General features: G+C 67.8%; 9 protein-coding genes. 4 read left to right on the top strand and 5 right to left on the bottom strand.

Annotated features, from left to right (window positions below; genetic code table 11):
• The first annotated feature begins 172 nt into the window (after nucleotides 1–172).
• The 3 genes from FAZ98_RS34215 (at nucleotide 173) to FAZ98_RS34205 (ending at nucleotide 5,093) form a co-directional block, all read left to right on the top strand.
• The gene (locus FAZ98_RS34215; RefSeq protein WP_158958476.1) at nucleotides 173–2,149 is read left to right on the top strand and encodes a PAS domain S-box protein; all 1,977 of its coding nucleotides are present in this window, start codon (nucleotides 173–175) and stop codon (nucleotides 2,147–2,149) included.
• A 503-nt stretch (nucleotides 2,150–2,652) separates the two neighbouring features.
• The gene (locus FAZ98_RS34210) at nucleotides 2,653–3,378 is read left to right on the top strand and encodes a biliverdin-producing heme oxygenase (RefSeq protein ID WP_233272996.1); all 726 of its coding nucleotides are present in this window, start codon (nucleotides 2,653–2,655) and stop codon (nucleotides 3,376–3,378) included.
• 11 nt (nucleotides 3,379–3,389) lie between these two features.
• Nucleotides 3,390–5,093, top strand: a complete 1,704-nt coding sequence (locus FAZ98_RS34205) for a sensor histidine kinase (protein ID WP_158958472.1) — start codon at nucleotides 3,390–3,392, stop codon at nucleotides 5,091–5,093.
• A 54-nt stretch (nucleotides 5,094–5,147) separates the two neighbouring features.
• Here the strand turns inward: FAZ98_RS34205 and FAZ98_RS34200 are convergent, their stop codons facing one another.
• Both FAZ98_RS34200 and FAZ98_RS34195 read right to left on the bottom strand, forming a co-directional pair.
• Nucleotides 5,148–5,582 carry a response regulator gene (locus tag FAZ98_RS34200; protein WP_158958470.1) on the bottom strand — a complete coding sequence of 145 codons (435 nt, stop codon included), beginning with the start codon at nucleotides 5,580–5,582 and terminating at the stop codon, nucleotides 5,148–5,150.
• 31 nt (nucleotides 5,583–5,613) lie between these two features.
• Entirely contained in the window at nucleotides 5,614–8,037 is a 2,424-nt protein-coding gene (locus tag FAZ98_RS34195) for an ATP-binding protein (protein ID WP_158958467.1), read from the bottom strand.
• Between the two features lie 221 nt (nucleotides 8,038–8,258).
• Between FAZ98_RS34195 and FAZ98_RS34190 the strand changes: the two genes are divergently transcribed.
• The gene (locus FAZ98_RS34190) at nucleotides 8,259–9,017 is read left to right on the top strand and encodes a glycosyltransferase family A protein (protein ID WP_158958465.1); all 759 of its coding nucleotides are present in this window, start codon (nucleotides 8,259–8,261) and stop codon (nucleotides 9,015–9,017) included.
• 47 nt (nucleotides 9,018–9,064) lie between these two features.
• Here FAZ98_RS34190 and glgX read toward each other — a convergent pair whose 3' ends face one another.
• From glgX to FAZ98_RS36135, 3 genes are all read right to left on the bottom strand, one after another.
• Nucleotides 9,065–11,242: a glycogen debranching protein GlgX gene (glgX, locus tag FAZ98_RS34185; RefSeq protein ID WP_158958463.1), complete on the bottom strand. Its 2,178-nt coding sequence runs from the start codon at nucleotides 11,240–11,242 to the stop codon at nucleotides 9,065–9,067.
• A 308-nt stretch (nucleotides 11,243–11,550) separates the two neighbouring features.
• On the bottom strand, nucleotides 11,551–11,871 hold the full coding sequence (locus tag FAZ98_RS34180) for an antibiotic biosynthesis monooxygenase family protein (protein WP_158958461.1): 321 nt from the start codon (nucleotides 11,869–11,871) through the stop codon (nucleotides 11,551–11,553).
• A gap of 93 nt (nucleotides 11,872–11,964) precedes the next feature.
• Nucleotides 11,965–13,500, bottom strand: a complete 1,536-nt coding sequence (locus FAZ98_RS36135) for a methyl-accepting chemotaxis protein (protein ID WP_158958459.1) — start codon at nucleotides 13,498–13,500, stop codon at nucleotides 11,965–11,967.
• Between the last annotated feature and the right edge of the window lie 85 nt (nucleotides 13,501–13,585).

Genomic DNA, 13,585 nt, shown 5'->3' with positions numbered 1-13,585 from the left:
GGCGGCGCCTCGGGACTTACCCGCGCTTCAGGTTTTGCTGCGCGCTGCCGATAACCACTGAGGCGCGTCAGTGCGGTTGACCATGCAAAAGCGCCTCGAGGCGGTAGCGCGAAGTTGCGGCATCCACGCCCCGTAACCGTTTTGTACTGGCGAATCTGGCGAACCCCACGCAATGATCACGGCACCCCTGCCTCTCGACGAGGACGTACGTCTGCACGCGCTGCGGCAGCTCGATATCCTGGACACCGATCCCGAGGAGGCGTTCGATCGCATCGCGCGGCTCGCGGCGTTCGCGTTCGGCGTGCCGATCGTGCTGATTTCACTCGTCGACGAAGACCGCCAGTGGTTCAAGTCGCATCACGGTCTTGCCGCCTGCGAGACGCCGCGCAGCATGTCGTTCTGCGCGCACGCGGTGCTGAGCAAACGGCTGCTGGTGGTGGAAGACGCGCTCGACGACGAGCGCTTCGCCGACAACCCGCTCGTGACGGGCGAACCGCATATCCGCTTCTATGCGGGCGCGCCGCTGAAGCTCGCCAACGGCCAGGTGATCGGCACGTTGTGCCTGATCGACGCCGCGCCGCGCAGCTTCGACGCGAACCAGGCCGCCATGCTCGACGAGTTCGCGCAGCTGGTCGAGCGCGAACTGGAAACGCGCCGCCAGTTGCTGCGCTCGCGCACCGCGCACGAGCGCGACCGCCGCTCGCTCGCGATCAGCGAGGCGCGCTTTCGCACCGTGTTCGAACAGACGCCCATCGGCAAGGCCGTGGTCGATCTCGACGGTCGTTTCCTCGACGTGAACAAGAAGTTCACGGAGATCGTCGGCTATGACGAAGCGACGTTGCGCAAGCGCACGTTCGCCTCCGTCACCCATCCCGCCGATGTTGCCGGCGACGTCGCGCTGGCTTCGGAACTGCTCGCGGGTCGGCAGGCCACGTACGCGATGGAGAAGCGCTATCTGCGCCCCGACGGCACGCCGGTGTGGGTGAGCCTCGCCGTCTCGCTCGTGCGCGACGTCTCGGGCGCGCCGCTGCATTTCATCGCGGCCGTGCAGGACATCAGCAGCCGCAAGAAGAGCGAAGAGGCGCTGCGCAACTATCACGTCGAACTCGAAGAGCGCGTGCGCGAACGCACCGTGGAACTGCGCCGCAGCCGCGACGCCATGCAGACCATCACCGACAATCTGCCCGCGCTGATCGCCGTGGTCGATCGCAATCTCTGCTATCAGTTCAACAACGAAACCTTCCGCCGCGTGTTCGCCGCCGATCCCTCGCTGCTGCGCGGCCATAGCCTGCGCGAGACGCTCGGCACGGAGACCTTCGAGGCATTGCAGCCGTTCTTCGCGCGCGCGCTCGCGGGCGAACGCGTGACCTGCGAGAACGTGCGCTATGCGGCCGCGCCCGAGCGCGTCTGGTGCGCGACCTATATCCCGGCCGAACGCGACGGCAAGGTCACGGGCTTCTACGTGATGTCGCACGACGTGACCGAGCAGCGCCGCACCGAGCAGCGCCTGCGCGAGAGCGCGTTGCTCGATCCGCTCACCGGCCTCGCGAACCGGCGCGCGTTGCAGGACTCGCTCGGCGCGTTGCGTGCGAGCGGCAAGCCCTATGCGCTGTTCTTTATCGACATGGACGGCTTCAAGGCGATCAACGACCGCTACGGCCACGATACCGGCGACGTGCTGCTGCGCGAAGTCGCGCGCAGGTTGGCGGCGACGGTGCGCACCGACGATATCGTGTGCCGTCTGGGCGGCGACGAATTCGTGGTGGCGAGCCGCGGCGTGGACGACGCGCGCACGGGCGAGCGTATCGCGGCGGCGATCTGCCTGGCCGTGTCGAAACCGCTCGCGATGAACGGCAAGCTGATCGAAATGAGCGCGAGCGTGGGCGTCGTGCTCGCGGGCCAGCGCGGCGCGACAGGGGCCACGGGCGCGAATGGTGCGATTGGCGCGAACCCTGCGAACGCTGGGACCGTTGCCAGCGGCGCCGCGCCGAACGCAAGCGCCGCCTTGTCGGTCGAAGCCGAAGGCCACGCGCTCGCCGACGATCCGCTGTGTCTCGCCGATGCCGCCATGTACGAGGCCAAGCGCGCGGGCCGCAATACGTGGCGCGTGGCACCGCGCGCGGAAGCGTTGGCCGCGCTCGACGTTTGAGCGTCGCTTTTCGCGTTGCGGCGAACGTCACGGCTCGCGACGTCGTCATAACGTGTTGTGGTCTCTTCGAACAGCGTGCGCGATCGCCGCGCAATAGCCGTACGCCGCGCAATGTAATTCGTCCGACAGGCACGTAACGTGCTGTAATTCGCCGCTCGCGGGTCTTTCCGACCTTCCGCGAGGCGGTTCCTACCGCCTTCGCCGCCAATCCTGCCATGAATCTCGACTCGCGCCTGAGCGCCGGCAGCACGACGCGTTGCGGCTGCGACGCCCGGGCACAAGTCCGGGCAAAGCGCGTATCGTTCAGGCTTGGCCTCGCACGGCGCGGGCTCGGCGGCTTGGTTAGCCTACCCGGCGGGAACTCCCTCGCGCACCGTGAAGCCAGAGAGCGTGGCGCGCTCGCGCATTGGTGCTCGCGATGTTTTGAGCGCGGCATGCGAGCCGGTTTGCCGCGTTGTGATCGGCTTGCGTTATCTGCCTGCGTATTTTGCCTGGACGTACTTGTGACCACTCTGCCAACGCCTGCCGCATCCTCGTTCGTCTCGCCCGCACCGGTTGATGCTGCCGATCGAGCGCCCGACGTGCTCGCGGCACTGCGCACCGCCACCGCGGCGCGCCACGACGCCGTCGAAGGCGCCATGCCGCTCGCGGCCTCGTCCACGCTCGATGCCTACCGGCGTCACCTGTTGCTGATCCGCGCCTGGCTCGCACCGTTCGAGCACGCGTTCGCCGCGTTCGACGACGGCCCGCAGGACGCCGCGCGCGTGTCGCGCATCACGCGCGAGCCGCTCATCGAGCGCGATCTCGCGCATCCCGCCATGCGTGCGCTTGATGCCGGTATTCATGCCGATGTTCATGCTGACAACGCGAACGCCGTGGCTGCCGCCGCCACGCTGCCGCCGCTGCAAACCGATGCCGCCTGGCGCTGGGGTGCAAGCTACGTGATCGAAGGCTCGCAACTCGGCGGCGCGGTGCTGCTGCGCCGGTTGCGCGAACCGCTCGCGCCGCATCCGCTCCATTACCTCGGCGGCGAAGGCGCCGGACCGGGGCCGCGCTGGCATGCGTTCATCGCCGCGTTGCGCGAGGCCGTGCGCTCGCCGCAAGAGGTGGCGCGTGCGTGCGCCGGCGCCTGCGATGCGTTCGATCGTCTGATCGCCGTGCTGGCCGCGCAACCGCGCGAGCACGACGCGCAAGACGAACACACCGGACACGCCGGACACACCGCGTGACGGCAAGCCGCATGTCCGAGCCGATCTCCGAGGCGCCCGCGTTGTTCGATCTCGCCGAGGTGTTCGACGCGTTGCCCGACGCCTGGCTGATCCTCGACGCCGGCGCCCGCGTGGTCGCCGTCAATCGCGCCTATCTCTCGCTGGTGGCCACGGAGCGCGCCGAACTCGTCGGCCGCTCGATCTACGAGGTCAATCAAACCGGTTCGGTGGGCCAGCGCAACGACCGCCGCCGCTGGCTCGACGGCATGCTCGAAGGCATCGCCGCGAGCGAAAGCCGTCAGTCGCCGGTGATCCGCTACGACATGGCGCGCGAGGGCGAAGCGCACCGCGCGCCGCGCTACTGGCAGGCCAACGCAACGCCGCTGCGCACGGCGCGCGGAGAGCCGCTGATCGGCCTGTGCGTGCACGACGTCACGCAGCGTATGGAAGAGGAAGCGCGTGGGCAGCGTGAGCGCGCCAAGCTGCGCTCGCAGGCGCGCTTGCGCCAGGTGCTGGTGGAAGAGGCCAACGAACAGTTGCGACAGCAGCACGAACAGCTTCAGCACGCGCTCGCGTTTGCGAGCGTCGGTGCGTGGGAACTGGAGCCGCACACGCGCACGTTCATCTGCAACGACCAGTTCAAGGCTTTGCTCGGCTTGCCGGTGGCGGCGACTATCACCGAAAACCGGCTGTTCGACGAGTTGATCGACGAGGAATATCGCGAGCGCGTGCGTGCCGCGTTCGACGAAGCGCGCGTGGCCGAAGCGCCCGTGGAAGTCGACTTCCGCATCACGTCGCCCAACCGGCGGCGGCGCTGGATCCTGCTGCGCGCCACGCGCACGCGTCACGGCGAAACGGCCGGGCCCGGCGCGATGGAGGCGACCGGCACCGGCGACCGCATCGAAGCCGCGCCGCAAGCCGCCGCGCCTGCCGACACGCGCCCTGCATCGCTCATCGGGCTCGCGCTCGACATCTCCATGCGCAAGGAGTCGGAGCTCGAACACCAGGCGAACGCCGAAGCCGAACGCCGCGCGCGCGAACGCAGCGAAGAAGCCACGCGCGCCATGGATCATTTCGTGGCCGCCGTGAGCCACGAATTGCGTTCGCCGCTGGGCGCGATCCAGTCGTGGGCCACGCTGCTGCAACGCTCGGGCGACCTCGCGCACATGGCGCGGGCGGGCACGGTGATCGAGCGCAACGCGCGCCAGCTCGCGCTGATGGTGGACGACCTGCTCGACAGCGGCGCGATCGCCACGGGCAAGCTCTCCATCGACCTCGCGCCCGTGGATCTGGGCGCGCTCGCGGGCAATATCGCCGAAGACATGCGCATGCGGATCGAGGAGAAGGGCGTGCGCCTCGTCGCGGACGACCTGAACTCGTGCATCGTCATGGCCGACGAAAAACGCCTGCGTCAGGTGATCTGGAATCTCATGACGAACGCGCTCAAGTTCTGCGAGGCAGGTTTGATCGAAGTGAGCGTGCGCGAGGCGGGCGAGCATGCGGAACTGCGGGTGCGCGACACGGGACGCGGCATCGCGCCCGACGTGGTCGAGCGCATTTTCGAGCGCTTTTATCAGGCCAGCGACGACGGGCAGGGGCCGCGCGCGGCGGGGCTCGGGCTGGGTCTGTGGCTCGCGCGCAGCATCGTGCGGCTGCACGGCGGGACGATCCGCGCGCAGAGCGCGGGCAAGGGGCTGGGCGCGACCTTCACGGTGCAACTGCCGCGATATCGCTGAGACGGCGGCGGCTTTCGACCGCTTTGTCGCGCGGGCGACGCGATACGCGGGAGCTTAGCGCGCCGGCGGCGGCTCGTTGAGCACGGCCCAGAACACGCCCAGATCGTTGATCGCGTCCATGAAGTCGTCGAATTCCACGGGCTTCACCACGTAGGCGTTCACGCCCAGGTCGTAGCTGCGCAGCAGGTCTTTTTCCTCGCGCGAGGAAGTGAGCATGACGATGGGAATACGCTTGAGCGAGTCGTCCTCGCGCACGGCCTTGAGCACCTCGTGGCCGTCGATCTTCGGGAGTTTCTTGTCGAGGAGAATCACGGCCGGATTCTCCGCCGCGCGCTCCGACCACTGGCCTTCGCGGCGCAGGTAATCGAGCGCTTCGGCGCCGTCGCGCAACGACACCACCGGATTCGCGAGGCGCGCCTTTTCCAGCGCGATCAACGTGAGTTCGATGTCGTTGGGATTGTCTTCGACCAGCAAGATGGGTCTGAGCACGGCGGTTCCTTCCTCCACTACCTTATAACTGTCATTCGGGCTTGCGCACATTTCTGAACGGCTGTGCTTCCGGCGAAACCGAGGCGAGTCGTGCGACGGCCGCCGCGGCGGTTTCGCCGGGCTGCGCGGGCGGCGCGTCCATCGAGCGCGGGATCGCGAACGACACCGTCGTGCCCACGTCCAGCGCGCCTTCGGCCCACGCGCGGCCGCCGTGGCGCTCGACGATGCGCTTGACGGAAGCAAGGCCGATGCCCGTGCCTTCGAAGTCTTCGAAGCGGTGCAGGCGCTGGAACACGCCGAACAGCTTGTCGACGTAACGCGCGTCGAAACCGACGCCATTGTCGCGCACATAGACCACGTCGTGGTCGGCGAGATCGCCGGTTCCCGCCTCGCAGCCGACCTCGATTATCGCAGGGTCGCTGGCTTCCGCATGATTGCGCGTGAATTTCGCGGCATTGTCGATGAGGTTGCGCAGCACCACGTGGAGCAGCACGGGGTCGGCGGTGAGCGTGCAGAGCGGGCCCACGCGCCAGTCGATCGGCCGTTCGGGCGCGTCGCGCTGCTGGTCGGCCACGAGCTCGTTCACGAGGCGCCCGAGGTCGACGCGCTGCTTGTGGAGCGCCGCGCGCCCCATCTGCGAAAACGCCAGCAGGTCGTCCACGAGTTTGCCGCCGAACCGCGCCGAGGAGGCGATGCGCTCGACGAAATGGCGGCCGCGCGTGGACAGGTTGGCGGCGTCGGTTTGCGCGAGCAGGTCGGCGAAACCGGCGATATGGCGCAGCGGCGCGCGCAGGTCGTGCGAGACGGTGTACGAGAAGCCTTCGAGTTCCTCGTTCGCGCGGCCGAGTTCGAGCGCGAGTTGCGCGACTTCCTCGGCGCGGCGCAGCACGATGTCGAGCAGCGCGGCGCGAAACTCCATGGCGATCTCGAGTTCGGCGGGGCGCCACGGCAGCGAGCGCTCGCGCACGACTTCGGTCCACACGTCGAAGCTCGCGCGCGGCGAGAGCGACGCGGATTGCGCGGCGAGCTTCGCGCGCGGGTCGCCGGCCCACTTGAGCGCGCGCACGACCTCGGGCCGGAACCAGATCACGTAATTGCGAAACAGCTTCGAGATGGAGACGGCAAGCATGCCCGCCGCGTCCTGATCGAAGCGCTCGCCGGTTTCCTGCGCGAGGGCTTCGGTGGCGTGGATCTCGCCGGTCTGCGCGTCGAGCCACGTGAGCAGCGTGTCGATCTGCGCGGGCTCGGGCGTCGTGCCGACCGTGACCACGCGGCCGTCGAAGACGATCGCGACACCGCTCGCGTCGGCGAGACCGAGCAGATCGCGCGGTTCGTCGGCGAGCGCGCCCACGAAGTGATCGCTGTTCGCCATGGTCGCGAGCAGCCGCGAGAGGCGGCGCCGCAGTTCCAGCCGATACTCGGCCCCGGCGCGGTCCTCGCGCGCCTCGATCTGCAGCGAGAGCATCTGCGCGATGTGCTCGCACGCGGCACGCACCTCGAAGGCGGGCAGCCGCGCCGTGGCGTGATGGCACGAGATCAGGCCCCAGAGCTTGCCGCGCACCACGATCGACATCGACATGGACGACCATGTGCCCATGTTCTTCATGTACTGCACGTGCACGGGCGAGACGCTGCGCAACGAGGCCCACGTGAGGTCGGTGGGCCGGCCCGTGGCCGGATGCCGCGGCGGCACCAGCGGCACGCGCTCGTAGTCGGCGTCGGCGATCAGACGGATGCGGTTCTGCAGATACAGCGCGCGCGCCTGAGCCGGAATGTCGGCGGCGGGGAAGTGCTGGTCGAGATACGAGTGATAGCCCTCGTCCACGGCTTCGGCGATCACGTGGCCGTTGCCCGCTTCGTCGAAGTTATAGACGAGCGTGCGGCCGTAGCCCGTGATGCGCTTGATTTCGTTCGCGGCGAGGCGCGCGAGGTCGTCCACGCTTTCGCTTTCCTGCAGGCCGCGCAGGAAGGTGCGCACGAGCGGATACAGCGAGGAGAACACGTCGGCGGCGCCCAGCGCGGGTTCGAGTTCGACGATCGCGATGCCGTCGAAACGATGCGCGACGATCGCGAGCGGCGCGTGTTCGTGCGTGTGCGTATGCAGCGGCAAGTCGGGCGCGGCGCCTTCGGCATGACGATTGAGCGGCTGGCCGCCGCGCGGGTCGGCGATCGCGCCCACGAAACGTGGCGTGCCGTCCGAGCCGGGCACGGCCAGCGCTTCGAGCGCGGCGCGCGCCGCTGCTTCGCCCACGAGGCGCGCGAGCGGCTGGCCGAGCAAGGCCTCGGTGCTCGTGCCCGCGAGGGCGCCCGCGTTCGCGCTGGCCTGCACGATGCGCCCGGTCTCGTCGAGACTCACGAGAAAGCCGTGCGGCTGGATGCTGCCCGGAACATGAATCGGTTCCCGGGCGCATTCCGCCTGCACGGTCTCTGCGTGAATCTGCGCGTCATTCGTCATGCATCCTCCGGTTCGGGGCCAGCCGCGAATTCTCGCACGTTTGCGCGGCGGCCCGCGTGCGATCTGGCCGGATGCTTCGAGATTGCCGACGGCTTGCGCCGGGTAGCGCGTAAGTTCGTGTGAATCCGGCCCCTGCCGCGGGCTTTCGGAGTTCTCCGATTCATCCCGGCGCCGCGCGCCGCGAGCATGGGCGGCTCGCCAGCCCATTCACGGAGTCCGTCTTGAATCCCGCCATCGTCATCATTCCCACCACGGGCGCGCCCGAACTCGAAGCCGCCGTGCGTTCGGTACTCGCGCAGACGGTGCCCACCGACGTGCTGGTCGTGTTCGACGGCGCGCAGTTCGCCCGCCCGCTCGACCTGCCGCCCGGTCTGCCGCATCGCGAGCGCGTGCGCACACTCGTGCTGCCATTCAACACGGGCGGCCAGCGCACCGCGCGCATTCCGCCCGAGCAACGCCAGCACTGGTACGGCGCGCGCGTGATGTGCGCGGCGGGCTATCTCGTCAACAACGACTACGCGATGATGCTCGACCAGGACAACTGGCTGCGCGCCGATCACGTCGAGTCGTGCATCGCCACCCTCGAATCGCGGCCGCAGGCGCCCTACGGCATGGCGTTTGCCCTGCGCACCGTGCATCGCAAGGACGGCACGTTCCTTTGCCGCGACGACGCCCACAGTCTCGGGCTCTACAACGGCGTGTGCGGCCCGCTCATCGACACGAGCTGCTATTTTTTTCGCACCGACTTCCTGCTCAAGATCACGCACTTCTGGCTGTGGGGCTGGGGCGGCGACCGCCAGTTCCTGCTGCGCGTCGTGCAGGCGCACGGCTCGGACTGCTTCGCGGGCACGGGCCGCTACACGGTCTGCTACCGGCTGGGCGGCAACCCGGGCTCGGCGAGCGAAGCGTCGTTCGTGGGCGGCAACGCGCACGTCGAAGCGCTCCTGAACGGCAGGCCCAAGCCGTGGGCGCGCGAGTGAACTGCGGTTCGCCGCCCCCGGCCCTGGCCGCTTAGCCGCTTAGCTTTTTAGCCCGTGAGGTTCTCCTCGAGCCGGTCGAACACGCGCTGCGTCGCGCCGCGCGCGTGCAGCGCGAACAGCAGCAGCGAACGGCCCGTCACCTGATACACGTCGCCGGCCTCGAACTCCGGCAGCTCTTCGCGCACAGGCATGTTGGTGTCGATGAGGCAGCTCCACTGATCGGTGCCCGGCACCGATGGCAGCGTGAAATCCACCACGTCGTGATACGCGTTGAGCACGATCAGCATGGTCGCGTCCGAGGCAAGCCGCTTGATGCCGCTCGTCTGCGACCGGCCGTCGACCAGCATGCCGAAGCAGCGCATCTGCGCGTCGCCCCACTGGTCGCCGTTGAGCGGCACGCCCGCGGGCGAGAGCCATTCGACGTCGGTCACGTCGAGCGTTTCGTTGTGTTCGCCGATCAAAAAGCGATTACGGCGCAGCACCGGCAGCGCATGGCGCAGCGTGGTGAGCTTGCGCACGAACTCGTTGAGCGCGCGACCGTCGTCGTCGATACCTTCCCAGTCCACCCAGCTGATCTCGTTGTCCTGGCAATAGGCGTTGTTGTTGCCGCGTTGCGTGCGGCCGAATTCGTCGCCGGCGAGCAGCATGGGCGTGCCTTGCGAGAGCAGCAGCGTGGCGAGGAAGTTGCGTTTCTGGCGTTCGCGCAGCGCGACGATCTCGGCGTCGTCGGACGGGCCTTCCGCGCCGCAGTTCCACGAGAGGTTGTCGCCGTGGCCGTCGCGGTTGTCCTCGCCGTTTTCCTCGTTGTGCCGCTCGTTGTACGACACGAGATCGTTCAACGTGAAGCCGTCGTGCGCGGTGACGAAGTTCACGCTCGACCACGGCCGGCGGCCGCGCCGGTTGAAGCGGTCGCCCGAAGCGCACAGGCGCGTGGCGAGGTCGGCGGCCTTGCCTTCGTCGCCTTTCCACCAGCCGCGCACGGTGTCGCGGAAACGGTCGTTCCACTCGGACCAGCCCGGCGGAAAGCCGCCCACCTGGTAGCCGCCGGGGCCGCAGTCCCACGGTTCGGCGATCAGCTTCACGCTGGAGAGGATCGGGTCCTGGCGGCAGCTGTCGAGAAAACCGCCGCCTTCGTCGAAGCCATACGGTTCGCGGCCCAGAATGGTCGCGAGGTCGAAGCGGAAGCCGTCCACGCCCATTTCGAGCACCCAGTAGCGCAGGCTGTCCGTCACCATCTGCAGCACGCGCGGGTGCGAGAGATTGAGCGTGTTGCCCGTGCCCGTGTCGTTGATGTAATAGCGCGGGTCTTCGGGCAGGCGATAGTACGAGGCGTTGTCGATGCCGCGAAACGACAGCGTCGGCCCGAGTTCGCTGCCTTCGGCGGTGTGGTTGTAGACCACGTCGAGAATCACTTCGAGCCCGGCCGCGTGAAAGCGGTCCACCATGTTCTTGAATTCGTCGATCGAACCGTGCGCGCCCACCGAATAACGCGGATCGGGCGCGAAAAAGCCGATCGTGTTGTAGCCCCAGTAGTTCGTGAGGCCGCGCTCGAGCAGGTGCGAGTCGTTGACGAAGGTGTGGATCGGCAGCAATTCCACGGAAGTCACGCCGAGCTTGCGGATGTGATCGAGCACGGCCGTGTTGCCGAGGCCCGCGAAGGTGCCGCGCTCGTCTTCCGGCACTTCCGGATGGCGGATCGTGAAACCGCGCACGTGCGTCTCGTAGAAGATGGTGCGTTCGCGCGGCACGCGTTCGCGCAACGGGTGATGCCAGCTGAACGACTGGTCGACCACGCGGCAGCGCGGCACGAACGGCGCGCTGTCACGCTCGTCGAACGAGAGGTCGCCGTCGGGGTGGCCGATCGTGTAGCCGAACACGGCCGGGTCCCACTTGAGTTCGCCCACGTGCGCCTTCGCATACGGGTCGAGCAGCAGCTTGTTCGGATTGAAACGATGGCCCGCCTGCGGGTCGTACGGTCCATGCACGCGATAGCCGTAGATCGCGCCGGGCTGAAGATCGGGCAGGAAGACGTGCCAGACCTCGTCGGTGTATTCGGGCAGTTCGATGCGCTCGATTTCGTGCTCGCCGGTCTCGTCGAAGAGACACAGCTCGACCTTGGTGGCGTTCGCGGAAAACAGCGCGAAATTCACGCCGCGTCCGTTCCAGGTGGCGCCGAGCGGATACGGCTGACCTTCTGCGATACGGCTGGCGGTTTTGTTGTTCATGGGCTCGAAGCTCGACGGTTGGGTAGGCGTGGAGAGACGACGCGGCTGCGCGCGCGGCGGGTCGGCGACCCGGCGCGGCAGTGCGGCAACGAAGACGTGACGGGCAAGAAAGCAAGCTTCGGGCCCGTAGGGCGAAGCTGGCGTTTGCGGAAGGCGGAAGGGGAGAAAGGGGCGCCGCGCGGGCGTCGTGCGTGCGGCGGCACGGGCGCGCCGCCTCGGGTGTGCCGCGGCGCGCCGCGCGAAATGTAGCTTTGGCGCGGCGGGGGTGGCAGTTTTACCGATCGCCGGGGGAGCGGCGACCGGCGGGGTCATTTGACCGTCTGCACGACCTCGAAGCCTTCGAACTCGGGATGGCTCAGATACACGGGGCGATTTTCGCCCGTGTTGCCCGCGTTACGATGCGCCGCGCGAAACTGCTCGGAGCGCGTCCACGCCTCGAAGTCGGCGTGGCTCGCCCAGATCGTATGGCTCGCGTAGAGCACGTGATCGTCGCGCTGCGGCCCTTTGAGCAGATGAAACTCGATAAAGCCGGGCACTTCTCGCAAATGCGTGTCGCGCTTCGCCCAGACTTCCTCGAATGCGGACTCGGAGCCCGGCGCGACCTTGAAGCGATTCATGGCGATATACATGCGGCGTTCCTCATGGCGAGCGTTGATACGTCCGGCGTGGACACGCCCGATTCTATAAGAGGCGCGCGCATCGGCACGTCGTATCGCGCAATGTCACGCCACGCGGAACACCTGCACCGTGCCCGCGAGTTTCGACGACTGCGTGTCGAGCGCCTGCGCGGCCGCCGTGACCTGCTCGACGAGCGCCGCGTTCTGCTGGGTGACTTCGTCCATCTGCGTGACGGCCGTATCGACCTGCTCGATGCCGGTCTGCTGCTGCGCCGAGGCCGAGGCGATCTCGTTCATGATCGTGGTCACGCGTTCGACGGCCGTATGCAGTTCGGCCATCGTCGTGCCCGCCGTGGAGACGAGATCGGTGCCGTGCGCGACGGTTGCCACCGAATTCGCGATCAGGTCCTTGATCTCTTTCGCCGCCGCGGCCGAGCGTTGCGCCAGCGAACGCACTTCGCTCGCGACCACGGCGAAGCCGCGCCCTTGCTCGCCCGCGCGGGCCGCTTCCACGGCCGCGTTGAGCGCGAGGATATTGGTCTGGAACGCAATGCCCTCGATGATCGCCGTGATCTCGGAAATCTGCTTCGAGCTGCCTTCGATCTCGCTCATCGTGCTCACCACGTCGCGCACCACGTCCGAGCCGCGCGAGGCCACGTTGGCCGCTTCGTGCGCGAGCGCGCTGCCCTGGCGCGCGTTGTCGCTGTTCTGCTTCACGGTCGCGGTCAGCTCGTTCATGCTGGCGGCGGTTTCCTGCAGCGAGGCCGCCTGTTCTTCCGTGCGCGCGGACAGGTCGATCATGCCCGCCGCGATCTGGCGCGTGGCCACCGACACCGACTCGCTGCCCGTGCGCACCGCGCCCGTGACCGAGCCGAGTTCCGCGCGGGTTTTCTCGATGTTGTCGAGCAGCAGGCCCATTTCGTCGCGGCGTTCGGCGCGCACGGGGCGGCTCAGATTGCCCGACGAAATCTCGTCGAGGCTCGTGAGCGCGTAGTTGAGCGGCGCCATGATCGCGCGGCGCAGCGCGATCCAGCCGATGCCCGCGCCGACGAGGCCGAGCACGACCATGGCCGCGCTCAGGCCGGAAAACAGATGGAAATTCGCTTCGGCCGCCTCGTAACGCAGGCGCGCGTTTTCGTAGAGATGTTTCTTGACCTCGTTGTTCGCGGCGCTCATCGCGCTATAGAGGTCCGACAGCTGCGTCATGGCGATGTTGTCGGCGCTCGCGCGGTCGCCCGACTCGAGCGCCTTCGTAAAGCCCGCCACGGCGTCGCGCATGGCCGAGCGGCGCTCCGTGGTCCTGGCGATGAGCGGCAGCTCGTCGGCTTCGTGCGGCATCTGCGTGAACTTCGTCCACCACTCGTCGGAATTCTTGAAGAAGCCCGCGGCGCGCTGCAACTGGTCGTTGACGTTGGCCGCTTCCGGATGCAGCGCGACGCGGTCGAGCACGAGGCGCGTGCGCGCGATGTAGATCTCGGCGTTGTCGATGGCCGTGGATTCGGCGAGCTTGTTGCGATAGGTGTCGCGATTGGCGCTATTGGCCATTTCCGTGCTGACGAAGCCGAGCACGCCGGAAATCGTCAGCAAAAGAGCGAGCAGCGCGAACGTCAGGGCGATTCGCGCGCGAATGGTGAGTGTCATGCGTCTGTACCGTGGGGAGCCGAAAACGACGCCGCCGCAGCCAGCGGCGCGGGCGTCCCCTTACATATCGACAAACGTTTGCGGG

It is taken from the genome of Paraburkholderia acidisoli, assembly GCF_009789675.1.
In the GTDB taxonomy this organism is placed as follows: domain Bacteria; phylum Pseudomonadota; class Gammaproteobacteria; order Burkholderiales; family Burkholderiaceae; genus Paraburkholderia; species Paraburkholderia acidisoli.
This window is presented reverse-complemented; position numbering and strand designations above follow the sequence as displayed.